Source organism: Achromobacter sp., from assembly GCF_050285585.1.
Taxonomy (GTDB): Bacteria; Pseudomonadota; Gammaproteobacteria; order Burkholderiales; family Burkholderiaceae_B; genus Achromobacter.
Genome location: NZ_JBLZXF010000005.1, coordinates 247,443 through 270,742 on the forward strand (window position 1 = coordinate 247,443; position 23,300 = coordinate 270,742).

Annotated in this window: 22 protein-coding genes; 16 read left to right on the forward strand and 6 right to left on the reverse strand. The window is 68.3% G+C overall.

All coding sequences use genetic code 11. The annotated features are described in order from the left end of the window. The first annotated feature begins 1 nt into the window (after nt 1). The 6 genes from aceK to ACN6PJ_RS10325 all read left to right on the forward strand — a co-directional run bounded on the left by aceK (nt 2) and on the right by ACN6PJ_RS10325 (nt 9,763). Nucleotides 2–1,894: a bifunctional isocitrate dehydrogenase kinase/phosphatase gene (aceK, locus tag ACN6PJ_RS10300; protein WP_427995760.1), complete on the forward strand. Its 1,893-nt coding sequence runs from the start codon at nt 2–4 to the stop codon at nt 1,892–1,894. Between the two features lie 33 nt (nt 1,895–1,927). Further along, nucleotides 1,928–3,109, forward strand: a complete 1,182-nt coding sequence (locus tag ACN6PJ_RS10305; protein ID WP_427995761.1) for an acetyl-CoA C-acetyltransferase — start codon at nt 1,928–1,930, stop codon at nt 3,107–3,109. 226 nt (nt 3,110–3,335) lie between these two features. Then, the gene (locus tag ACN6PJ_RS10310; RefSeq protein ID WP_427995762.1) at nt 3,336–4,943 is read left to right on the forward strand and encodes a carboxyl transferase domain-containing protein; all 1,608 of its coding nucleotides are present in this window, start codon (nt 3,336–3,338) and stop codon (nt 4,941–4,943) included. A gap of 56 nt (nt 4,944–4,999) precedes the next feature. Beyond that, complete coding sequence (locus ACN6PJ_RS10315) at nt 5,000–7,012, forward strand: acetyl/propionyl/methylcrotonyl-CoA carboxylase subunit alpha (protein ID WP_427995763.1); 2,013 nt, start codon at nt 5,000–5,002, stop codon at nt 7,010–7,012. Nucleotides 7,013–7,223: 211 nt separating this feature from the next. Further along, entirely contained in the window at nt 7,224–8,405 is a 1,182-nt protein-coding gene (locus ACN6PJ_RS10320; RefSeq protein WP_427995764.1) for an MFS transporter, read from the forward strand. Between the two features lie 137 nt (nt 8,406–8,542). Further along, nucleotides 8,543–9,763: an MFS transporter gene (locus ACN6PJ_RS10325; RefSeq protein ID WP_427995765.1), complete on the forward strand. Its 1,221-nt coding sequence runs from the start codon at nt 8,543–8,545 to the stop codon at nt 9,761–9,763. 25 nt (nt 9,764–9,788) lie between these two features. On the opposite strand, the gene ACN6PJ_RS10330 is transcribed toward ACN6PJ_RS10325, so the two are convergent. Next, a complete protein-coding gene (locus ACN6PJ_RS10330; protein WP_427995766.1) occupies nt 9,789–11,255 on the reverse strand; it encodes an MFS transporter in 1,467 nt (488 codons plus the stop codon). Between the two features lie 89 nt (nt 11,256–11,344). On the opposite strand from ACN6PJ_RS10330, the gene ACN6PJ_RS10335 reads away from it, so the two are divergent. The 4 genes from ACN6PJ_RS10335 to ACN6PJ_RS10350 all read left to right on the forward strand — a co-directional run bounded on the left by ACN6PJ_RS10335 (nt 11,345) and on the right by ACN6PJ_RS10350 (nt 16,106). Then, complete coding sequence (locus ACN6PJ_RS10335) at nt 11,345–11,947, forward strand: TetR/AcrR family transcriptional regulator (RefSeq protein WP_427995767.1); 603 nt, start codon at nt 11,345–11,347, stop codon at nt 11,945–11,947. 133 nt (nt 11,948–12,080) lie between these two features. Next, nucleotides 12,081–12,626, forward strand: coding sequence for an RNA polymerase sigma factor (locus tag ACN6PJ_RS10340; protein ID WP_427995768.1), 546 nt, complete (start codon nt 12,081–12,083; stop codon nt 12,624–12,626). Further along, nucleotides 12,623–13,573: a FecR family protein gene (locus ACN6PJ_RS10345; protein ID WP_427995769.1), complete on the forward strand. Its 951-nt coding sequence runs from the start codon at nt 12,623–12,625 to the stop codon at nt 13,571–13,573. Before ACN6PJ_RS10340 ends, ACN6PJ_RS10345 begins: the two co-directional genes overlap by 4 nt. A 106-nt stretch (nt 13,574–13,679) precedes the next feature. Next, complete coding sequence (locus ACN6PJ_RS10350) at nt 13,680–16,106, forward strand: TonB-dependent siderophore receptor (RefSeq protein ID WP_427995770.1); 2,427 nt, start codon at nt 13,680–13,682, stop codon at nt 16,104–16,106. Between the two features lie 68 nt (nt 16,107–16,174). On the opposite strand, the gene ACN6PJ_RS10355 is transcribed toward ACN6PJ_RS10350, so the two are convergent. The 3 genes from ACN6PJ_RS10355 to ACN6PJ_RS10365 all read right to left on the reverse strand — a co-directional run bounded on the left by ACN6PJ_RS10355 (nt 16,175) and on the right by ACN6PJ_RS10365 (nt 18,291). Further along, on the reverse strand, nt 16,175–16,504 hold the full coding sequence (locus ACN6PJ_RS10355) for a YegP family protein (RefSeq protein WP_427995771.1): 330 nt from the start codon (nt 16,502–16,504) through the stop codon (nt 16,175–16,177). A gap of 163 nt (nt 16,505–16,667) precedes the next feature. Then, the gene (locus tag ACN6PJ_RS10360) at nt 16,668–17,753 is read right to left on the reverse strand and encodes a hypothetical protein (RefSeq protein WP_427995772.1); all 1,086 of its coding nucleotides are present in this window, start codon (nt 17,751–17,753) and stop codon (nt 16,668–16,670) included. Between the two features lie 163 nt (nt 17,754–17,916). Further along, nucleotides 17,917–18,291 carry a hypothetical protein gene (locus tag ACN6PJ_RS10365; RefSeq protein ID WP_427995773.1) on the reverse strand — a complete coding sequence of 125 codons (375 nt, stop codon included), beginning with the start codon at nt 18,289–18,291 and terminating at the stop codon, nt 17,917–17,919. A gap of 186 nt (nt 18,292–18,477) precedes the next feature. Between ACN6PJ_RS10365 and ACN6PJ_RS10370 the strand changes: the two genes are divergently transcribed. The 3 genes from ACN6PJ_RS10370 to ACN6PJ_RS10380 all read left to right on the forward strand — a co-directional run bounded on the left by ACN6PJ_RS10370 (nt 18,478) and on the right by ACN6PJ_RS10380 (nt 19,738). Next, complete coding sequence (locus ACN6PJ_RS10370; protein WP_427995774.1) at nt 18,478–18,843, forward strand: hypothetical protein; 366 nt, start codon at nt 18,478–18,480, stop codon at nt 18,841–18,843. 130 nt (nt 18,844–18,973) lie between these two features. Further along, entirely contained in the window at nt 18,974–19,111 is a 138-nt protein-coding gene (locus ACN6PJ_RS10375; RefSeq protein WP_427995775.1) for a hypothetical protein, read from the forward strand. 204 nt (nt 19,112–19,315) lie between these two features. After that, a complete protein-coding gene (locus ACN6PJ_RS10380) occupies nt 19,316–19,738 on the forward strand; it encodes a hypothetical protein (RefSeq protein WP_427995776.1) in 423 nt (140 codons plus the stop codon). A 19-nt stretch (nt 19,739–19,757) separates the two neighbouring features. Here the strand turns inward: ACN6PJ_RS10380 and ACN6PJ_RS10385 are convergent, their stop codons facing one another. Continuing rightward, a complete protein-coding gene (locus ACN6PJ_RS10385; RefSeq protein WP_427995777.1) occupies nt 19,758–20,153 on the reverse strand; it encodes a YkvA family protein in 396 nt (131 codons plus the stop codon). A 33-nt stretch (nt 20,154–20,186) separates the two neighbouring features. Continuing rightward, nucleotides 20,187–20,801 (reverse strand): ABC transporter ATP-binding protein, encoded by a 615-nt coding sequence (locus tag ACN6PJ_RS10390; protein WP_427995778.1) that lies wholly within the window; start codon nt 20,799–20,801, stop codon nt 20,187–20,189. A gap of 208 nt (nt 20,802–21,009) precedes the next feature. On the opposite strand from ACN6PJ_RS10390, the gene ACN6PJ_RS10395 reads away from it, so the two are divergent. From ACN6PJ_RS10395 to ACN6PJ_RS10405, 3 genes are read left to right on the forward strand one after another with little or no spacing between them, the layout of a single operon-like run. Next, on the forward strand, nt 21,010–21,780 hold the full coding sequence (locus ACN6PJ_RS10395; RefSeq protein ID WP_427995779.1) for an IclR family transcriptional regulator: 771 nt from the start codon (nt 21,010–21,012) through the stop codon (nt 21,778–21,780). Then, nucleotides 21,773–22,945 carry a thiolase family protein gene (locus ACN6PJ_RS10400; protein WP_427995780.1) on the forward strand — a complete coding sequence of 391 codons (1,173 nt, stop codon included), beginning with the start codon at nt 21,773–21,775 and terminating at the stop codon, nt 22,943–22,945. The genes ACN6PJ_RS10395 and ACN6PJ_RS10400 overlap by 8 nt, the downstream gene beginning before the upstream one ends. After that, entirely contained in the window at nt 22,942–23,283 is a 342-nt protein-coding gene (locus ACN6PJ_RS10405) for a Zn-ribbon domain-containing OB-fold protein (protein ID WP_427995781.1), read from the forward strand. Before ACN6PJ_RS10400 ends, ACN6PJ_RS10405 begins: the two co-directional genes overlap by 4 nt. Nucleotides 23,284–23,300: the final 17 nt, after the last annotated feature.

The following is a 23,300-nucleotide window of genomic DNA, read 5'->3' on the forward strand; positions in this document are numbered from 1 at the left end:
CATGATCCGCATGTCCGACGTCCAGCACATCGAGCAGGCCCCCGCCCCGGGGCCCTCGCCGCTGGACGTGGCGCAATTGATCCTGGCGGGCTTCGACCGCCACTACGCGCTGTTCCGCTACAGCGCGCAGCGCGCCAAGGCGCTGTTCGAATCCGGGGACTGGCACGGCATCCAGCACCTGTCGCGCGAGCGCATCGAGTACTACGACATGCGGGTGCGCGAATGCGCCTCGCAACTCGAAGGCGCGCTGCGCGGCCGCCCGGGTTCGGCCGCGCCCGGGGCGAACGGCGCCGATGCCGGCGTGAATGGCGCCAACGGCGCGGGCGGTCCCGCGCCGCTGGACGAGGCGCAGACCGCGTTCTGGCAGCAAGTAAAGCAGGAATACGTGGGCCTGCTGGGCGCACACCGCCAGCCCGAATGCGCCGAGACCTTCTTCAACTCGGTGTCGTGCCGCATCCTGCACCGCGACTACTTCCACAACGATTTCCTGTTCGTGCGGCCCGCCGTGGCCACCGAATACCTGGACAGCCACAAGCCCTCGTACCGGGTGTACTACCCGGTGGCCGAAGGCCTGCAGAAAAGCCTGATCCGCATGGTTGCGGACTTCGGCCTGGCGCTGCCCTTCGAAGACCTGCCCCGCGACACCCGTCTGCTGGCGCGAGCCGCGGTCAAGCAGCTGCGCGCCCAGCTTCCCCGCCACGTGGGCCGGCGCATCGCCAGCGATTGCCAGATCCATGCGCTGGGCTCGCTGTTCTTCCGCAACAAGGGCGCCTACATCGTCGGGCGCCTGATCAACCAGTCCACGGTGTATCCGTTCACCGTGGCGCTCACGCGCAATCCCGCGGGCCAGGTCCGGCTCGACGCGCTGCTGCTGGGCGCCGATGACCTCAGCACCCTGTTCAGCTTCACCCGCGCCTATTTCCTGGTCGACATGGAAACCCCGGCGGCGGTGGTGAATTTCCTGTCCAGCCTGCTGCCGCGCAAGCCCAAGGCCGAGCTCTACACCATGATCGGCCTGCAGAAGCAGGGCAAGACGCTGTTCTACCGCGATTTCCTGCACCACCTGGCCCATTCGCGCGATGCGTTCGACATCGCGCCCGGCATCAAGGGGATGGTGATGTGCGTGTTCACGCTGCCCTCCTATCCCTATGTCTTCAAGCTGATCAAGGACCGCATCGACAAAGACGGCATGGACCACGCCACCGTGCGGCGCAAATACCAGATGGTGAAGCTGCACGACCGCGTGGGGCGCATGGCCGATACCTGGGAGTACTCCCAGGTGGCGCTGCCGCGCAGCCGCTTCGCGCCGGCGCTGCTCGACGAACTGCAACGACTGGTGCCCAGCCTGATCGAGGTCACGGGCGACACGGTGCTCATCCGTCACGTCTACATCGAACGGCGGATGACGCCTCTCAACCTGTACCTGCAACAGGCGTCCGACGCGCTGCTGGACCCGGCCGTGCGCGAATACGGCGACGCCATCCGCCAACTGGCCGCGGCCAATATCTTCCCCGGCGACATGCTGTACAAGAATTTCGGCGTCACGCGGCTGGGACGGGTCGTCTTCTACGACTACGACGAAATCCAGCGCATGACCGAAATGAATTTCCGGCGCATTCCGCCCGCCCCCAACGAAGAGGCGGAAATGGCGTCGGAACCCTGGTACGCCATCGGTCCGAACGACGTGTTTCCGGAAGAATTCGGCCGTTTCCTGCTGGGCGACGCGCGGGTGCGCGGCGCCTTCATGCGTCACCATTCGGAGCTGCTGGAACCCGAATGGTGGCAGGCCTGCCGGACGCACGTGGCGCAAGGCCGGATTGAAGAATTTTTCCCTTACGATACGGACAGACGCCTGCGTCCCGAACGCCCGCCGGGCGCCGACGCGGCCTCGTAACCCGAGCTGTCCCGACCCTCACAGGAGCTAGTCATGTCAGATCCCATCGTTATCGTTTCCGTCGCCCGCACGCCCATGGGCGGCATGCTGGGCGCCTTGTCCGGCCTGGCCGCGCACGAACTGGGTTCGGTCGCCATCAAGGCCGCCGTCGAACGCGCGGGCATCAAGCCCGAGCTGGTCGAAGAAGTCATCATGGGCAACGTGCTGCAGGCGGGCCAGGGCCAGGCCCCGGCGCGCCAGGCCGCGCTGGGCGCCGGCCTGCCGCTGGGCGTGTCGTGCACCACCATCCACAAGGTGTGCGGATCGGGCCTGAAGGCCGCCATGTTCGGCCATGACCTGCTGGCCGCGGGCACCGCCAACGTCGTCGTCGCCGGCGGCCAGGAAAGCATGAGCAACGCGCCGTACCTGCTGTTGAAGGGCCGCCAGGGCTACCGCTACGGCCACAACACCGTGTACGACCACATGGCCCTGGACGGCCTGGAAGACGCCTACGACAAGGGCAAGGCCATGGGCGTCTTCGCCGAAGACTGCGCCGCCAAGTACTCGTTCACCCGCGAGCAGCAGGACGCCTTCTCGCTGGAATCGCTGCGCCGCGCCCGCGCCGCCTCGGAAGATGGCAGCTTCAAGTGGGAGATCGCCCCCGTCACCGTGGCCGGCCGCAAGGGCGACACGGTGATCGACACCGACGAGGCCCCGACCAAGGCCATGCCGGAAAAGATCCCCACCCTCAAGCCCGCGTTCAAGAAGGACGGCACCGTCACCGCCGCCAACTCGTCCTCGATCTCCGACGGCGCGGCCGCCATGGTGCTGATGCGCGCGTCCACCGCCGAGAAGCTGGGCGTGAAGCCGCTGGCCCGCATCGTGGCCCACAGCCAGCACTCGCAAGAGCCGAACTGGTTCACCACGGCCCCCGTCGGCGCGCTGAAGAACCTGTTCGCCAAGACCGGCTGGAAGGCCGAAGACGTGGACCTGTACGAAATCAACGAAGCCTTCGCGGTGGTCACCATGGCCGCCATGGCCGATTTCAAGCTGCCGCATGACAAGGTCAACGTCCATGGCGGCGCCACCGCCCTGGGCCACCCGATCGGCGCATCCGGCGCCCGCCTGATGGCCACGCTGGTCGGCGCGCTGCGCAAGACCGGCGGCAAGCGCGGCGTGGCCACGCTGTGCATCGGCGGCGGCGAAGCCGTGGCGATGGCCATCGAAATGATCTAAGCCGGCATCGGCGCGGGCGGCCCTGCGGGGCCTGCCCGCGCCAGATGGATTCCGCTGCGCCTTTTTTGCATGGCGTTGTGCGCGACGGGTCGGTCGCGCGCCAGGCAGGAAAGGCGCAACGAAATCCCTCTCCGATTCCGACAAGAATGCCCGCCATACCGGGCAACGAGACAAACCGCTCCCCGAGCGCCTTCAAATTTCCAACAAGCAGGACGGGTGGAACCCCATGCCCATCATTGAATCCCGCATCAATACGCGGTCGCAGGACTACACCGACAATGCGCGCGCCATGCAGGCGCAGCTGGACGATCTGAACGAGAAGCTGGCGCAGACCGCGCTGGGCGGCAGCGAGGCCGCGCGCGCCAAGCACGTGGCGCGCGGCAAGCTGCTGCCGCGCGACCGCGTCGAGAACCTGATCGACCCCGGCACCCCGTTCCTGGAACTGTCGCCGATGGCGGCCCATGGCATGTACGGCGGCGAAGCGCCGGGCGCCGGCGTCATTACGGGCATCGGGCGCGTGGCGGGCACGGAATGCGTGATCGTCTGCAATGACGCCACGGTCAAGGGCGGCACCTACTATCCGATGACGGTCAAGAAGCACCTGCGCGCGCAGGAGATCGCCGCGCAGAACCACCTGCCCTGCGTCTACCTCGTGGATTCGGGCGGCGCCAACCTGCCTCAGCAGGACGAAGTCTTCCCCGACCGCGAGCACTTCGGCCGCATCTTCTACAACCAGGCGCAGATGTCCTCGCAGGGCATCTCCCAGATCGCGGTGGTGATGGGTTCCTGCACCGCCGGCGGCGCCTACGTGCCCGCCATGAGCGACGAGTCCATCATCGTCAAGAACCAGGGCACCATCTTCCTGGGCGGCCCGCCCTTGGTCAAGGCCGCCACGGGCGAGGAGGTCAGCGCCGAGGACCTGGGCGGCGGCGACGTGCACACGCGCCTGTCGGGCGTGGCCGACCACCTGGCCGCCAACGACATGCACGCGCTGCAGCTGGCGCGCAACGCCGTCGCGCGCCTGAACCGCAAGAAGCCGCAGCCGCTGGCCACCGTGCCCGTGCGCGAGCCGCGCTACGACCCCTCCGAACTGAACGGCATCATCCCCGCCGACACGCGCAAGCCGTACGACGTGCGCGAAGTCATCGCGCGCATCGTGGACGGTTCCGAATTCGACGAGTTCAAGGCGCGCTTCGGCCCCACGCTGGTCACCGGTTTCGCCCACATCCACGGCATGCCGGTCGGCATCGTGGCCAACAACGGGATCCTGTTTTCCGAATCCGCGCAGAAGGGCGCGCACTTCATCGAACTGTGCGCGCAACGCAAGATCCCGCTGGTGTTCCTGCAGAACATCACCGGCTTCATGGTGGGCCGCAAGTACGAAAACGAAGGCATCGCCCGCCACGGCGCCAAGATGGTGACGGCGGTGGCCACGGCCGCCGTGCCGAAGTTCACCGTGCTCATCGGCGGCTCGTTCGGCGCCGGCAACTACGGCATGTGCGGCCGCGCCTATTCGCCGCGCATGCTGTTCATGTGGCCCAACGCCCGCATCTCGGTCATGGGCGGCGAGCAGGCGGCCAGCGTGCTGGCCACCGTCAAGCGCGACGGCATCGAGGCCCGCGGCGGCCAATGGTCGGCTGAGGAAGAGGCGGCCTTCAAGGCCCCCATCCGCGAACAGTACGAACACGAAGGGCATCCCTATTACGCCACCGCGCGCCTGTGGGACGACGGCATCATCGCCCCGTCCGACACGCGCCGCGTGCTGGGGCTGGCCTTGTCGGCCGCGCTGAACGCGCCCATCGAAGACACCAAGTTCGGCGTGTTCCGCATGTAGGGCGGCTCCGCCGGCCTCACCGCAGTTCAAGAATAATTTCAGCCTGGATGACATCCATGTTCGACACTTTGCTGATTGCCAACCGCGGCGAAATCGCTTGCCGCGTGGCCGCCACCGCCCGCCGCATGGGCATCCGCACCGTTGCGGTGTATTCCGACGCCGACGCCAACGCCCGCCACGTCGCCTCCTGCGACCAGGCCGTCCATATCGGCGGCGCCGAGCCGCGCGCAAGCTACCTGCGCGCCGACGCCATCCTGCAGGCCGCGCGCGACACCGGCGCGCAGGCCATCCACCCCGGCTATGGCTTCCTGTCCGAGAACGAAGACTTCGCCAAGGCGGCCGCCGATGCCGGCATCGCCTTCGTCGGCCCGCCGGCGTCCGCCATCGCCGCCATGGGCAGCAAATCCGCCGCCAAGGCCCTGATGGAAAAGGCCGGCGTGCCGCTGGTTCCCGGCTACCACGGCGACAACCAGGACCCGCAGTTCCTGAAGAGCCAGGCCGACGCCATCGGCTACCCCGTGCTGATCAAGGCCAGCGCCGGCGGCGGCGGCAAGGGCATGCGCGTGGTGGAATCGTCCGGCGCCTTCCTCGACGCGCTGGCTTCCTGCCAGCGCGAAGCCGCGTCCAGCTTCGGCGACGACCGCGTCCTGATCGAGCGCTATCTGCAAAAGCCCCGCCATATCGAGATCCAGGTGTTCGCGGACACGCAGGGCAACTGCGTCTACCTGTTCGAGCGCGACTGCTCGGTGCAGCGCCGCCACCAGAAAGTGATCGAGGAAGCGCCCGCCCCCGGCATGACGCAAGAGCGCCGCCAGGCGATGGGCGAGGCCGCCGTGGCGGCCGCGCGCGCCGTGGGCTACGTGGGCGCCGGCACGGTGGAGTTCATCGCCGAACCGGACGGCCGCTTCTACTTCATGGAAATGAATACGCGCCTGCAGGTCGAACACCCGGTCACCGAAATGATCACCGGACACGACCTGGTCGAATGGCAGTTGCGCGTGGCCGCCGGCCAGCCGCTGCCGGCGCGCCAGGAAGACCTGCGCATCGCCGGCCACGCCATCGAGGCCCGCATCTATGCCGAAAACCCCGAGAAGGGCTTCCTGCCCTCCATCGGCACGCTGGCCTACCTGGGCCTGCCGGCGCACACCGCCTTCGTCAACGGCGACATCCGGGTCGATGGCGGAGTGCGCATGGGCGACACGATCACGCCCTACTACGATCCCATGATCGCCAAGCTCATCGTGCACGGCGCCGACCGCGACCAGGCCCGCGCCCGAATGCTGCAGGCCCTGGCGCAAACGCAGGCGGTGGGCGTGCAGACCAACGTCGCCTTCCTGTCGCGGCTGATGAAGGACAGCGCCTTCGCCGCCGCCGACCTGGATACCGGCCTCATCGAACGCCAGCGCGCCACGCTGCTGCCCGAACCCGAAGCCGCCGGCGCTTCCGTGCTGGCCCTGGCCAGCGCGGCGGTGCTGGTGCGCCAGGGCCTGGGCGCGCCCGGCAAGGGCGGCGCCGATCCCTGGGACGCCCGCGACGGCTGGCGCCTGGGCGGCCGCTACCATCGTGAGCTGCAATGGGTGGACAACGGCACGACCCGCAAGGCGCTCGTGGCGCGCGACGGCGCGGCCTGGACGCTGGACTGCGGCGACGGTCCAAAGGCCTTCCTGTGGCGCGCCCACGCCAGCGCGAACCCGAACCTCGCCTATGGCCTGCGCATCACGCTGGACGGCCACGAAAGCGCCGGCACGGTCGTGCTGCACGCGGACCGCGCCAACGTCTTCACCGACGCCGGCTCGCACGCGCTGGAGCTCTACGACCCGCTGGCGCATTCGCAGGACACCCAAGGCGAACATGGCGGAGGACTGACCGCGCCCATGCCGGGCAAGATCATCTCGATCTCGGTCAAGGCCGGCGACACCGTGGAAAAGGGCCAGCCCCTGCTCGTAATGGAAGCCATGAAAATGGAGCACACCATCTCCGCGCCGGCGGACGGCAAGGTGGCGGAGGTGTTCTATGCCGTGGGCGACCAGGTGACCGAAGGCGCGGAACTGGTGGCGATCGGCGAATAGCCGACGCGCAGCGCTTCCTGGAACGGGCCACGGCCTGATATCATTGCCTCACGGGGCCGGTCCGCGGACCGGCCCTGACTCTTCCTGGCCCTAGCGGCCGCCTACGCCTCGCGCGCTCCCTCGTCCCGCCGCCTCCCAGGCACCATCACGGCGTCGACGATCTCCCCCGGTTTTCCGTATTCCCCTCAACCCGCGTTTCCACGGGAAAAACATGCGCTATTCCAAGACCATTGCCCCCGCGGGCAAGGACGGGCCGTTGCTGTCCGTGCTTTCGATGTCCGTATTTTTCGTCGGCGCGAGCGAATTCATGCTCACAGCGATGTTGAACCCGCTCGCCGAGGCCTTCGGCGCCGGTTCCGCCCGGGTCACATGGCTGATCTCCAGCTATGCGTTCGCGTACGCCATCGCGGCGCCCGTCTTCGGCCACCTGTCGGACCGCCTAGATCGGCGCCGCCTGTTGCTCGTCGCGTTGTTATTGTCCGCGCTGGACGGCCTGGGCATCGCCTTCGCGCCCACGTTCGAGATTGCGGTGGCGCTGCGGATTTTCGGCGGCCTCGCCTCCGCGGTCATCGTCCCCAATGCGTTCGCGCTGATCGCCGAAGCCATCCCGCGCCAGCGCCATGCCTCGGCCATGGGCGCGGTCATGCTCGGCATGACCGCGGGCATCGCGACGGGCCCCGCGCTTGCCGGCCTGCTCACCCAATGGATAGGCTGGCGCGCGCCCTTCATGCTGGCCTCGGCGGGATGTCTGGCCGCCTTCATCGTCGGCGGCATCGCGATACCCGCCCGCCGCGTTCCCGGCTCGCCGGCCCCTGTGCGCGCGATGCGGTGGCTGCGCGAGCCGCTCATCGTGCGGCCGCTGCTCGCCAAGGGACTTTGGAACGGGACCGGCGTTGCCGCATTCCTGCTGTCGGGGGAGGTCTTGCGCCTGCGCTATGGGCTGGACGTGGCCCATGTCGGCCTGAGCGCGGCCGCATTCGGCATCGGGCTCGCCGTGGGCAATCTCTCCGCGGGCATGCTGCGGCGCCTGGGTTCCGGCGAAGCGCGCGCGCTGGTCATCACCACCACGCTGCTCATTGCCTCCGTGGCCGCGTTCTATCTTATGCCCTTGCCGCTGCCGGCCGCGCTCGTTTGCCTGGCCGCATGGGGAGCCGCGCTGGGCGCGGGCGCGCCGCTGTCCACCGCCGTGCTGGCGAGCCGCTCGGACCGCGACAAGGGCGCGGTGCTGGCCGCCGCGGAAACCCTGAACAACGTGTCCATCCTGTCGTTCGTTCCACTGGCGGCGCCGCTGCTCGCGGTTGGAACCGGCCAGCTGGCGGCAGGCGTACTGCTGACCGGCCTGGGCGCGGGCGCCGCCCTGACGGTCCGCGATGCCTTGAGATCGGATCGATGATCGGCGCGTCGCGCCGGCCGGGCCGGCGCCCGCGCCACCAGGTCCGCGCTCGGCGCTGCCCTCTTAGTTTCCCGTCAGCGAATTGTTCCTAGAATGCCGGTTCCAGCGCCCGCCGCGCCGTCCGTCCTCCTTCCTACATGCCTGCGCCCGACTCCCCCAGTCCGCTTTCCCGTCCCGCCTTTCTGCATTTCCTCAGCGCCCGCGTCGGCGCGTCGCTGGCCTTCCAGATCGTGTCCGTCGCGGTGGGCTGGCAGGTCTACGAACTCTCCGGCAGCGCGCTGGACCTGGGCCTGATCGGGCTGGCGCAATTCCTGCCCATGGCGGCGCTGACGCTGGTGGTCGGCCACGTGGCCGACCGCTACGACCGCCGCAGGATCGTGGCGATCTGCATGGCCATCGAGGCCCTGGCCACGCTGACTCTGGCGGTGGCCGCGCTCCATGGCCTGGGCGGCAGACCGCTGATCTACGCGACCCTCATCGTCATGAGTTCGGCCCGCGCCTTCGAGGCGCCCACGCTCGCCACGCTGATCCCCGCCATCGTGCCGCGCGCCTGGCTGCCGCGCGCCACCGCGCTGTCGTCCTCCGGCGGGCAGATCGCGCAGATCGCCGGGCCCGCGCTGGGCGGCGTCGGCTACGGCCTGGGCGCAGGCTGGATCTACTGCGTGGCCGCCGCGCTGTACCTGACGGCCTTCGCCTCCATCGCCAGCATGGCCATCGACCGCCCGCCCCCGCGCAAGGAGCCCACCACCTGGCGCACGCTGTTCGCGGGCATCACCTTCATCTTCCAGCGCCGCCTGCTGCTGGGCACGCTGTCGCTGGACCTGTTCGCCGTGCTGCTGGGCGGGGCCACCGCGCTGCTGCCCATCTTCGCCAAGGACATCCTGAACGCCGGCCCCTGGGCGCTGGGCGCGTTGCGCGCCGCCCCGGCTTGCGGCGCCATGCTCATGTCCCTCGCGCTGGCGCGGCTGAGCCTGGGCGAGCACGTGGGACGGCTGCTGTTCGGCGCGCTGCTGCTGTTCGGCGTGGCGACCACGGTGTTCGGCCTGTCCACCTCGATCCCGCTGTCGGTGGCCGCGCTTATTGTGCTGGGCGCGGCCGATTCCATCAGCGTCGTGGTGCGGTCCTCGCTGGTGCAGCTGAATACGCCCGACCACATGCTGGGCCGCGTCAGCGCCGTGAACACGCTGTTCGTCAGCGCCTCCAACCAGCTGGGCGAGTTCGAGTCCGGCATGCTGGCCGCCCTGGTCGGCGCGGTGCCCGCCGTCGTGATCGGCGGGGAGGGCACCATGGCGGTGGCGGGGCTGTGGATGTGGTGGTTCCCGGAACTGCGCAAGCTGCGCACCCTGACCCCGGCATGAAGCCTCTGCCCGGGCAGCCCGGGATTCAGTCTCCCGCCGCCTCCGCCCGCGCCGCCGGCACGGCGCGGGACGCGGGGCCGCCGCCCGTCAGCCGCGCGAACAGCATGAAGCTGACGGCCACCGCCGCCAGGTTGTAAATGGTGGCCCAGGCCAGCGCATGGCCATAGCGCTGCGCGCGGTCCACGTCCAGCAGCTCGGGCGATCCGATCGCCGCGAACAAGATCACGCCCACCACCGCGACGCCGACGGTGGTGCCGGTCAATTGCATGGTGGACGAGATGCCCGACCCCATGCCCGCGTCTTCCGCCCGCACCGCGCCCAGCACGGCGTTGAACGCCAGCGGTATCACGATGCCCTGGCCGGCGCCGTTGAGCACCAGCGCCGCCACGATCAGCCCCATATTGGCCACGTCCAGGATCGCGGCGGCCGCCGATAGCGTAATGCCCGCGCCGAACACCAGCACGCCCAGCAGCAGCGCGCGGCGGCCCAGGCGCTCCGCCAGGCGCGGGCCGCTGACCGACGCGGCGAAGAACGCGACCGCCGAGGGCGTGAACACCGCGCCCGCGGCCAGCGGACCCAGTTCCAGGCCGAACTGCAACAGCATGGTCAGCGACAGGAAGAAGGAACTGATCGCGGAGAAGAACAGGAACACCGCGCTCACGCCGGTGACGAAGCGGCGATTGGCGAACAGGGCCATCTCGATCAGCGGCACCCCGCCGCGCCGCGACAGGCCCCGCTCATAGCGCACGAAGAAGGCCAGCACGGGCACCCCCGCCGCCGGACCGGCATACGACCACCAGGGCCAGCCGTGGTCGTGCCCCAGCATGATAGGCACCAGCAGCAGGAACAGGCCCAGCGCCGCCAGCAGGGCGCCCGCCGCGTCGAGCCGGCTGGAGACGGACGCCCGCGTCTCGGGAATGCAGAGGCGGGCGGCCAGCATCGCCGCCAGCCCGATGGGCAGGTTGATCAGGAATATCGTGCGCCAGCCCAGGCCGCCATAATCCCGCTCGATCAGGAATCCGCCCGCGAGTTGCGATAGGGTCGCCGCCACGCCCTGCACCGCGCCCATCGCGCCGAAGGCCCGCGCGCGGCTGGCGCCGTCGAACATGACGCGGATGGAGGCCAGCACCTGCGGCATCAGCAGCGCGGCCGCGGCGCCCTGGATCACGCGGCCGCCAATTAGAATCCCGGGACCGGGGGCCAGCCCGCAGATCAGCGACGACGCCGTGAACAATCCCATGCCCCACACAAAGATGCGACGGCGGCCGTACAGGTCGCCCAGCCGCGCGCCGATGATCAGCAGCACGGCCAGCGCGGCGTCGTAGGCGACGATCACCAGGTGGACCTGCGAGAAACTCGCGCCCAGCCGCGTCTGCAGGCTGGGTAGCGATACATTGACGATGAAGAGATCGAGAATGATGAGGAAATTCGCCGAAAGCAGGGCGGCCAGGGCGAACCAGCGGCCGGGGCCGGAAGAAGAAGTGTCGGTCATGTCGTTGGCCTGAGGGATGGGAAGTATTAATATACGTACGACCGTATATTAAATTGAAGAATCGCATGCTGACAAGCGAGGACGGAGTCATGGTTGAAACGGATCGCCGCCGCATCCGGGGCGAAAAGGCGCGCGCCGGGGTATTGGCCCATTCGGCGCGCATCGCATCGGTCGAAGGGCTGGAAGGGCTGACGTTCGGCCGCCTGGCCACCGAGGCGGGCGTGGCCAAGGGCAACATCCAAGTGCTGTTCGGCGACAAGGAAGCCTTGCAGCTGGCCACGCTGGAAAGCGCGGTGGACCTCTACCGCGTGGCCGTGGTGGCGCCCGCGATGGCTCTGGCCAGCCCCGGCGAGCGGCTGCGCGCGCTGGTCGCGGGCTGGTTCCGGTTCGTGCAGGATCGCAGCCTGCCCGGCGGCTGTTTCCTCACGGCGGCCAGCAGTGAATATCGCACCCGGCCCGGCGCGATCCGCGACCGCGTCAACCAGCACAGGGCCGAGGCGCGCGACCGCTTCGAAACGCTCGCGCGCGAGGCCATCGCGGCGAAAGAACTGCCGGCGGCCACGGATCCGGTCAGGCTGGCTTTCGATCTGCTGGCCTACCAGGCCATCGCCAACGTGGCCGCCTCGATGGGCGACGAGGCGCAATTCACGATGGCGCGGGAGCGTTCGCTGGAAATCGTCCACGCAAACTAGGGCGAGCCGCCCCCGCCGCCCCCTCCGCGGCGTCGGCCAAAGTTGATACAATGGGAATCATTATCATTCCATTCAAGTCTTGACGACGCGTCCGGCCCGCCCGCCGCGCGGCCGGCACGACTGCAGGGGCATCATGGGGGAGCGTTTCTTCGGCGTGATCGCCGAGGCGTACAAAGCGTGGAACGCGGAGCTGACCGGTTTCCTGAACCGCCAGCTCAAGCGCTCGCCGGATACCGCCCAGGACTTGGCGCAGGAAACCTTCGCCAAGTGGCTGGCGGCCAGCAATGGCGCCGAGCCGCCGGAAAAGCCCCGCGCCTACCTCTACGAAATCGCGCGCAACCTCCTGCGCGACCACTGGCGCCGCGAAGGCGTGCGCGGCGAGCACCTGGCCGCCAGCCTGGACGACCAGGCATTCGCGCCCCAGGCGGGCGGGCTGGCCGCCGACCCGCGGATGCAGCCCGAGGCGCGCGCCGACGTGAACCAGCGCCTGCGGCGGCTGCAGGCGGCCATCGACGCCATGCCCCCGCGCCAGCGCGAGGCCTTCCTGCTTTATCGGTATGATGAATTGCGTTGCGAGGAGATCGCCGACCGCATGGGCATTTCGCTGCGGGCGGTGGAAAAACACCTGCAACTGGCGTTGGCACACTGCAAGCGCCACGTGCACGGCGAAGCATCATGACCCCACCCCGTCCCCTGTCCCCCATCGAAGAGGCCGCAAGCGCATGGTTCGTGCGCCGCCGCGAGCGCTCGTCCGACGCGGGCGCCGAACAGGCATTCCAGGCATGGCTGGCGGAATCGCCGCGGCACAGGCAGGAGTACGAGCGCCTGGCCCGGGTCTGGGAAGACATGGCTTGCCTGCCGCGCCCCGACGCGGCGTCCGCCAGGCCCCCCGCGCCGCGCCGGCCGGCCTTCCTGCGCTGGGGCGGGGCGCTGGCCGCCCTGGTGCTGGTCACCGGCGCGGCCTACCAGTACCTGCCCGTCAGCTATGAATCGGTCGCCAACGCGTCCACCCAGACCCGCAGCCTGGACATGCCCGACGGCACCCGGGTCCACGCCAATGTCGGCACCCGTGTCAGCGTGCGGTACACACTGGCGGAGCGCCGCATCGACATCGACGGCGGCGAAGTCTATATCGACGCCGCCTCCGACCGCCGCCCCCTCGTCGTGGCCGCCGGCGGCGCCGAGCTGCACGACATCGGCACCGAATTCAACGTGCTGCTGCTGCCCGACACGCTGCAGGTCGGCGTGCGCAGCGGGCAGGTGATGCTGGACGCCAGCGGCGCGGACGGCCCGAAGGAGCACACGCTGCGGGCCGGCGACACCGTGCTGCTGGCGCGCGCCGGCGGCCGGCTGCTGGCCCGCCAGCAGGTGGCGCCCGGCGAGGTCGGCGCCTGGCAGGACGGCGTGGCCGTGGTGCACGACGCCACCCTGCAGCAGCTGGCCGGCTACCTCGCCCTGTACCGCGAAGCGCCGGTGCGCTTCGCCGACGAGCGCGCGCGCGGCCTGCGCCTGTCCGGCACGCTGGACCTGCGCCATCCCGAGGCTTTCCTGGACACGCTGCCCGGCCTGCTGCCCGTGACGCTGAACCGCCGTCCCGACGGCTCGGCGGTGATCGCCAGCCGCTGAACCCAGTCCGCCTCGAATTGCGAATAATTTTTCTTTCGGACGTACGGGTTCCGGCGCCTGGCGCGTCTTCCCCGGTGAAGATCCACTTCTAGACTGGGGAAAGTCCATGGCGCAACGCCATTTCCGCCGCCGGCTGAACGCCGGCCGTTACGCGCTGCTGTGCGCGCTGTCGATGAGCGCCGCGCTGGCGGTCCAGGCCTTCGCGCCGTCCGTGGCCCACGCCCAAAACGCGGCCGCGCAAGCCTTCGACCTGCCCGCCGGCGGCCTGGCCGACGCGCTGGTGGCGCTGGGCCGCCAGGCGCAGGTGCAGGTGCTGTTCAGCCCCGACGCGGTCGCGGGCCGCCAGGCGCCCGCCGTGTCCGGCAGGATGAGCACGCAAGCGGCGCTGGACCGTCTGCTGGCAAAGAGCGGGCTGGTCGCGGTGCCCAGCGCCACGGGTTTCGTGGTCCGATTCCCGGCGGCCTCCACGGCCGCCGACGCGACGACGCTGGCGCCGGTCACGGTCACCGGCAGCGATCTCGCCGTCACCGAGGGCACGGGTTCCTACACCTCGTCCGCCGTCACCCTGGGCAAGAACGCGCAAAGCCTGCGCCAGATCCCGCAATCGGTCTCCGTGGTCACGCGCCAGCTGCTGGACGACCAGAACCTGGTGAACCTGGACGACGCCATGCGCACCGTGACCGGCATCACGGTGGAAGCGGGCAGCATCGGCGGCAACCACGGCAACTTCTATTCGCGCGGCTATGCGCTGGACACGATTCAGGTGGACGGCGTGAACACGCCCGCCAGCACCGGCAACGACCTGAGCTCGGGGTTCGGCCTGGCCATCTACGACCACATCGAAGTGCTGCGCGGCCCCTCCGGCCTGTACCAGGGCGCGGGCGACCCCGGCGGCACCGTCAACCTGGTGCGCAAGCGCGCGCAGAAGGATTTCGCCTTCAGCGGCCAGGTGATGACGGGATCCTGGGACCGCTACTACGCCGAAGCCGACATCACCGGCCCGCTGGACAGCGACGGCCGCCTGCGCGGCCGCCTGGTGGCGTCCTATGACGACCGCCGCTCCTTCGTCGACGGCGTCTACACCGAAAAGCCCCTGTTCTACGGCACCCTGAGCTTCGACCTGACGCCCGACACCGTGCTGACCGCCGGGGCCACTTACCAGCAGTACAAGGGCCGCCCCTTCTTCGGCCTGCCCGGCTACGAGGACGGCCAATTGCTGGACGTGCGCCGCTCCACCAACCTGGATCCCAACTGGAACCACATCACCGAAGAGATCACCGAGTACTTCGCCGACGTGGAACACCGCCTGTCCAACGGCGGCCGCATCAAGGTCAGCGGCGTCTACCGGGAACAGGACGAGCCCAGCCGCGAATTCGGCTGGTCCGACTGCGCGGTGGACCCGGTCACCGGCGACACCTGCCTGGTTTCGTGGAAATACCGCAGCCACTGGAAAACCTACGGCCTGGACGCCTTCGTCGCCACGCCGTTCCAGGCCTTCGGCCGCGAGCATGAACTGATCGTGGGCGCCGACTACCGCAACATCCGCAAGAACTTCCGCTACGGCGGCGGCGACAACGCCGATATCAACCTCTACCACCCGGACAACGACATCCCGAAGCCGGACTACGCGTTCACCAACGGCAACGACAGCAAGACCGACCAGTACGGCCTGTATGCGCGCACCAATCTGCGCGTGGCCGACGCGGTCACCATCATCGCCGGCGGCCGCTACACGTGGTGGGAAAACCGCACGCAGAACCGCAACGCCTACTTCAACCAGTTCACCGACACCAAGAGCGACATCAATGGCAAGTTCACGCCGTACCTCGGCCTGGTGGTGGACTTGAATGAACAGTTGTCGGCCTATGCCAGCTACACCAGCATCTTCACGCCGCAGACCACCACCGACGTCAACGGCCAGTTGCTGGACCCGCGCACCGGCAAGCAGTTCGAGATCGGTTTGAAGGGCGAGTTCCTGGACAAGCGGCTGAACGGCCATGCGGCGCTCTTTCGCATGGAAGACGAAAACCGCGCCATGACGGACCCGGCCAATCCGCTCTTCTCCATGGCTGCGGGCAAGATGCGCAGCCAGGGCTTCGAGGCCGAAATCAGCGGCAGCCCGGCGCCGGGCTGGGACATCACCGCCGGCTACGCCTACACCGCCACCAAGACCCTGAAGGGCACGGAAGAGCAGAAGTCGCAGCAATACGCCTTCATCACGCCGCGCCACACCTTCAACCTGTGGACGAAGTACACCTTCGCCACGGGGACGCTGGAAGGCCTGTCGCTGGGCGCGGGCGTGCGCAGCGTCAGCAGCATGTACCGTCTGAACGGCCCGGTGAAATTCGAACAGCGCCCCTACACCACCGTATCCGCGCAGGCCGGCTACCGCTTCAACAAACACCTGGACGCCACCCTGACGGTGAACAATCTGTTCGACAAGGTCTACTACCAGCGCGTATGGGCGGCCTACGGCTCGAACTACTACGGCGAGCCGCGAAGCGTGATGCTGAATCTGCGGGCGACGTACTGAACATCGCGCCGGAACGCGCGAAGCCGCCGTGCGCCTTGCGGCGCGGCGGCATCAAGGCTCGCGGGGAATCAGGTGTTGTCTTTCACGGTAGTCGTGGGCCCGTTGGCCTTGACGGACGCCACGCCTTTGTCCCGCGCCGCCGTGCTCGAATACATTTCGCTGCGGCCGATGGCTTGGCCGTTCGCCGCGCTCAACGTGAAATACGGCGAGCCGTCGCTGGCCGTCTTGAGCTGGTATCTCGCGTCGACCTGCGAGTTCTGGCGGACCGATGCGATGCCATCCTGGGCGCTGGCCTTGGTGGTGTATCGCTCGCTGGTGAGGATGACCTCGTTGTTGCCGGCTTTCAGGTTGAACATGTACTGATCGCCGCTGCGCTTCAAATCGTAGTAACCACTCATAGCAATCTCCAATATTCTGGCTTGGTCTAGGAATTGGCTGATACTGCGATGCGCACACTTGAACGCTGGCTGATAGTAGTGCAAGTCCCTTGTTCTGGAAATACGCGCCACGCGCGCGTCCGTTGCGCCCGGCAAGGCGGCGCCGCGGCCGCCCGATGGACCGCTATTCTTCTCGCACGGCGCGGATCAGGTCGGGCGCGGCATCGGATTGCGGCTTGAAGTACAGCGTGGGCGCCCGATACACCAGGTCGTGCAACGCCGCCTCCAGCTTGGGCAACTTGAAATCCGCCGCGCTCGGCGCCTGCCGGAAATCGTCCAGGCTGGCGGGCAGATGCTTCAGGGTAATCGCGTCTATGAAGCAGATGGGATCGGCGGCCATGGTCTCGCACCATTCCGGCGTGATCACCGGCTGGTCCACCGGCAGCACGAAACCGTCCGTCAGCACCGCCTCCCCCGCCTCCAGCTTGATTGCAGCGATCGGCGAGAACGCCAGGTCCACGTCGATGGCGGGCACTCGCGCGATATCGGCCTTGCCCTGCTTGAACGCGCGGTCCATGTCGATCCACCAGCGGAACTCCCGCGCCGCCTCGTCGCAACCGCCGCCCAGCCGCAGCAACACCTCGCAGCCCTGGCCCAGGCCATCGTCGGCCTCTTGCGCCGACTGCGGCGCGCCGGCGGTCCGCTTGAAGTCGGCATCCACCGCGTATCCCAGCTCCGCCATGCCGATCTTCTTCAGCCTGTCGGCCGAGCTCAGCGAGCCCGGCCCCGGCTCGATATCGGGCAGCGCGGTGCGAGGCTGATGATACGTAATGCGGTTGAGCCGGTACTCGCCCGGCCACACGGGAATCACCTGATAAAGCAGCGTGCCTCGAGCCGTCTGGAACGACGGACCGACATCCAGCAGATCCGGCTTGTGATCGCCCTGTCCGGCGCTGATCGCCAGGCCCTTTTCCGACGTGTGATTCCAATGCAGCAAGGTACTGCGCTCGCGCATGTAGCGATCGCGTGTCGCTTCGTCATCGAAATCGCGCCGGGGCGCGGCGTCCAGATTGATGGTCGGAATCACCAGCAGCGCCATCCCCTGTTGCCGCGCATCGCCCAGCAAACCATCGATCCTCTCGCGATGGCGCTCCGCCATCGCAACCGCGCCCGCCGCCACGTCCGAATCGGAAACGGGCTCGGCAAACGCCAGCACCGGAGCAAGAAAAGCGATCAGGCAAGCGCGGACAAGCACGGGGAAAGACGGCATCGTTCTTGGTTCCTGTATTCGAAGCAGAAGAGCGAGGCATCGCGGCATTCGAGTATTGGCATGCCGCAGTGCCTCGGCAAGAAGCGAGGCCATGATATCGCGTCGACGCGCCATTCAAGGGCGGCCGGTCTTTCCGGAAGCTTTCGGCCGATTTTCTTGCCGCCTAAATGTCATAACTGAACGTCGTGACCTGCAGGCTGGGTTCGATCCGAAGCCGGAATCCGTAAGGCGCGGGGCGGGCATTATCGTATCGGCCGGCGAACAGTTTCGCGGCGGCGAATTCGATGTATTTCCCTCTTTTGTCGGCGATCACCCGCGCGCCGGGGCAATCCAGCAGATTCAAATGCACGACCGGCTCGCTCACCCCCTCGCAGCGGATCGCAAGTTCCACATCGCCATCGAAAGGCCAGATCGTCAGCGCCAGCGACAACGGCCGCCTATCCACCTCGTAGCGGTAGGCAACGCCGTATTCCTCCTCGACCGGCAGCACGCCGAGGATATCGAGAAAATCGTAAGGGTCCCAGGAAAAATCCGGCATGAATATCCCGTTCAATGTCGTTGCCGAGCGCGATTGCCCAGCGCGAAAGTGTTGGAAATCCGCGTCACGAAAGATTTTCTTGCACCTCGGCAACTCTGGACAGTTATCTAAATAACTGCAAAGCAATGCGAAGTTCGCAAGCATTGTGAGCTAGGATGAATTCGTGTCCTATCAAGGAAACCCATCATGGCTCCTATCTCGCAAAAACCGCTTGCCCTCAAGTCGGTACGCCCCAATGTCATGGAGGTCGAGTACGGCGCATTTCGTGGCTACGTGGACGTCATAGATCACTCGCAGCAGACTCCCATGTGCAAGACGCACTTCTGCCGCACCGTCTGGCCGTCCCGGGACATGGCCGAACAGCAGGCGATGGAACTGGCCCGCAGCCTCCAGCGCGCGCGCGTGCCGGGCGCATCCCGCGCCATGTTGCTCACCGCCGGCCTGAGCGACGCCACGGCGGGCCGCAAGCCGCTGGAGTTCGTGCCCGTCAGCCTGGTCAAGCAGCAGCCCACGATGCCGGTGGCCAAGCGCCATCTGCGCCTGGTGGCGTAAGCGGCCATCCCGCCGCGGGCGGACAGCGAAGCGCCCCGCGAACTCCGCCCCCAAGTGCCGGACTACAATTCCGAGGCAATTCGCCGGACAAATTGTAGTTCGGCACTCTTCCAGCGACTCCTCACGCGGCATGAAAAGAATAGCAGACGCGACATCCCGGATGGCGTTCGAGCTGCTGGCCGCGTCGCTCGCCGCGCCCAAGGCGCGGTGCGAAGAGGAGCAAGGCGCCATCGCCGAACTGAGAAAATTGGGCTTCGTGGAAGAGTGAAGGCAGAGAGTAGACTGACCGCCTGTCTACCCGTATCGAGTCCACCTCCATGCCAGTCAAAGCCCTGCGTATCGGCCTGGTTCAAATGATCGCGCCGCGCGGCGGCAAGGCCAAGGCCCCGTGCGCGGGAGGTACGAATCCAGCGACACCATCGCCTATCTTGAACGACGCATGGCGGGTGTGGCCTGACGGAAGCGCGCCCGCATGACGCGCCTGGCACGCCTCATCCTCATCACGCTGAGCGCCGCGGGCGCGCTGGCCGGCTGCGATTCCTCGCTGCCCCCGGCGCCGCCGGGATCGAAACTCAACGCCGAAGCCATCGCCACCCGCGACACACCGCCGGAACAGCAATTCAAAGGCATGCTGGCGGGCCAGCCCGTGCACCTGCTTGTCCACAACTGCAAGGTGTACAAGGTCGATCAGGCCGACGGCGAGAACGTGGCCTGGACGCTGGTACTCGAAGGCGAGTTCTATCCGCTGCCGACCCGCTGCATCCGGCAATCGCTGACGGAGAGCAAGGGCGGGGTGACCGCGTTCATCGGACGGCAGGCATTCGGAGCAGGGGGGTGCTGCACCGGCACGCCGGAATACCGCTCAAGCGACGGGCTCAACTGGAAACCGCGTTAAGCGCGGCGGCGCCGGCGCGCTATCGGAAATGCGGCGCAAGCCAGAACCCCGCCGCCACCGCCAGCGCCAGCCACAGCGCCACGATCAGCGCCGCGCCGGTCCGGCTGCGGGGCTTGGCGCCGTTCGTCCGCATCCACGCCTCGGCCTGCTCTCGGCATTCCCGCAGCACGTCCGGCGGCAACAGTCGGATGGCCAGCCAGATCAGGCCGGGCAGCAGCAGAACGTCATCAAGGTAGCCCAGCACCGGAATGAAGTCCGGTATCAGATCGATGGGGCTGAGCGCATAGGCCACCACGAACACCCCCAGCGCCTTTGCATACCAGGGCGTGCGGGCATGCTTGCCGGCAAACCATAGCGTCAGGCCGTCGCGCTTGATCCGGCGGGCCCAGGCTTTGAGGCGCTCGCTGATGTTCATGGCGTTCGATCCGGGCAAGCCGCGGCAAGGCCCCTAGCGCAACGCCGCCACGTCGACAGTCATCGCCCCGCAAGCCTCCACCAGCTCGGCATCGTGGCTGGCAAACAGCACCACGCGATCCTTGCCCCAGGCCTTGAACAGCTCGGCCAGCACCGCGCGCCCCTGCGCATCGAATCCATTGCTGGGCCCGTCCGCGATCACCACCGCCGGATTCCCCAGGGCCGCCGCCGTCACGAAGACCTTGCGCCGCGTCCCCGTCGACATCTGTTCAAAGCGCTTGTCCAGATGCGGCTCCAGCCCCAGGTCAAAGGCCAGCTCCAGCGTGGCCTCATCGAGCGCCGCGTTCTTTTCCGCCGCGACCTGTTCCAGCAGCCCGCGCCCGGTCTGCGTGGGAAACACGAGGCAGTTGTCGGGCACGTAGGCCAGGCGCGCCCGGGCCTGCTGGGGCGCGTGGGTGAGGGAATGCCCGTCGATCCAGACGTCGCCGCTATCCGGCGCGATGGCGCCGGCGATGAGGTTCAGGAGGGTGGATTTTCCGGTGCTGTCTTCTTCGCATAGCGCCACGCACCCGGGCGTGAAACAGTGGGTCAGGCCCTGGAAGACGGGGAAGTCGCCGTAGCGTTTGCTGAGCTGTTGGATTCGTAGCATGCGGGAAGTTTACGCAGGAACGCGCAGAACGGCACGGCTTGCGTGCCATTGCGCCTTTCGGGGGGACGGGGTTTCAATCCGCCCGCGCTCGCCCACAGGGCATGCACGCCGACTTTCACCAGATAAAACTTTGTTGCGCTGCAACTTTACCCGCGCCGCGCGGCCTTCTTATCTTGTATTCCTGTTCTCTTTTCCCGTCGCCCGCCCCATGCCCACCCTGGATTCCGCCGCCGTTTCCTCCACGAAAAAGGCCTGCCGCGTGCTCGCCAGCCTGTCGGACCGGCGCATCCACCGGCTGACGGATATCGCCCAGCATGCGAGCCTGGACATGTCCACGGCGCTGCGCATCCTGAAGGACCTGGAGTCCGAAGGTTTCGTAGAGCGAGACCCCGAAAGCAAGCATTACATGCTCGGCCCGCAGGTCTATGCCATGCACCATGCCATGGTGGACGGCCTGGATTTGCGCGGGCTGGCGCGGCCGGCGCTGATCCGGCTGGCGCGGCGGTTCGGGGATACCGTGATTCTGTCGATGCCGGTGGGCTGGGAGTCGGTGTGCGTGGACCTGTGCTTCGGCGACTACCCCATACGGGCGAACTACCTTGAGGTCGGCAGCCGCCGGCCACTAGGCGTAGGCGCCGGCAGCCTGGCGTTGCTGTCGGCGCTGGACGAGGACGAGGCGCAGGCGCTCTTGCCGCTGGTGCGCGAACGGCTGGCGGCGCGGTATCCGCGGTTCCCGGCAGAGGCGCTGGACGCGGCGGCGCGGCGGGCTCGCGAGCTGGGGCACGCGATGCTGCTGGACGTGGTGGTGGAGAAGATGGGCGGGCTGGGCGTGGCGGTGCGAGGGCCGAGCGGCCGCGCGATCGGCGCGCTGAGCGTGGCCGCCTTGAACGAACGTATCGAGCCGCGCGAGCAGGAGCTGGCGCAGGCCCTGGCCGAGGAGGCGCGCGCGATCGAACGCGCGTGGATGCCGCATGCTTGAGCGCACGGAGAACACCGGCCTGGCGCACGCCTATATGCAGGGCGCGGCGGTGACGCGGTTTGGCCGGCATGAAGGGCGCGGCGCGCTGGACCTGATGGCCGAAGCGGCGGAGGCCGCGCTGGGGCGCGCCGGACTCGCCCGCCAGCGCGGCGCCATCGATGGCGTGCTGTGCGGTTACGCGACGACGTTTCCGCACCTGATGCTGGCCAGCCTCCTGAGCGAGAAACTGGGGCTGGAACCGCACTATGCGCACGGCATGCAGATGGGCGGGGCGACGGGGGCCGGCATGGTGATGCTGGCGCGCGAACTGGTGCGCACGGGCACCTGCCGCCGGGTGCTGGTGGTGGCGGGCGAGAACCGCCTGACCGGGCAGGCGGTGGACGCGTCCATCCAGACGCTGGCGCAGGTGGGCGAGGCAGACGTGGAGGTGCCCAATGGCGCGTCGGTGCCGGCGTATTACGCGTTGCTGGCGTCGGCCTATATGCATGCCACCGGAACGCGGCGGGAGGATCTGGCCGAGCTGGCGGTGCTGATGCGCCGGAACGCGGGCGGGCATCCGCTGGCGCAGCTGCGCGAGCCCGTCAGCGTGCAGGCCGTGCTGGATTCCAGGCCGATCGCGACGCCGCTGCATTTGCTGGATTGCTGCCCGATTTCCGATGGCGCGGTGGCGCTGGTGGTCGGCGCGGACGAAGGGCCGGTACGCATTACCGGGGCGGGCCAGGCGCACCGCCACCAGCATCTGTCGGCCATGCGCGACGTGAGGGATACCGGCGCGGCGCGCTCGGCCGGCCGGGCGCTGGCGCAGGCGGGCGTGACGGGCGCGGACATCGATTACCTAGCGGTCTACGACTCGTTCACGATCACCCTGGCCATGCTGCTGGAAGAACTGGGCTTTGCGCCGCGCGGCGGCGCGGCCGCACGGGTGCGGCGCGGCGATTTCGATGCGACGGGGCCGCTGCCGCTCAACACGCACGGCGGCCTGCTGTCGTTCGGGCATTCGGGCGTGGCGGGCGGGCTGGCGCACGTGGCGGAGGCCTGGACGCAGCTTGCCGGCCTGGCGGGCAGCCGGCAAGTTGCGCCGCGCAAGCGGGCGCTGGTGCACGCGGATGGCGGCGTGCTGTCGGCGCACGTGAGCCTGGTATTGCAGGCGGAGGATCGGGCATGAGCGAACGGCATCCCCTGGACTTGCGGCGCTGCGCGGATTGCGGCGCATGGTGGGCGCTGCGTCCGTATGCCTGCGCCGCCTGCGGCGGTACCAACCTGCAATGGGCGCGCGCGAGCGGCGAAGGCGAGGTGCTTGCGCACAGCACGGTGCACCGCGCGCCGGATGCCTCGTGGCGCGCGCAGGCCCCCTACGTGCTGGCACTGGTGCGGCTGCGCGAGGGCGCGGTGCTGATGGGCCATGCCACGCCCGGCGTGGCGATCGGGCAGGCGGTATGCGCCCGCGATTTCGAGCATGGTGGCAACACCCTGCTTTGCTTCGAGGCGCGCCGGCCGCCGTGATGCACCGCCGGCAAGCG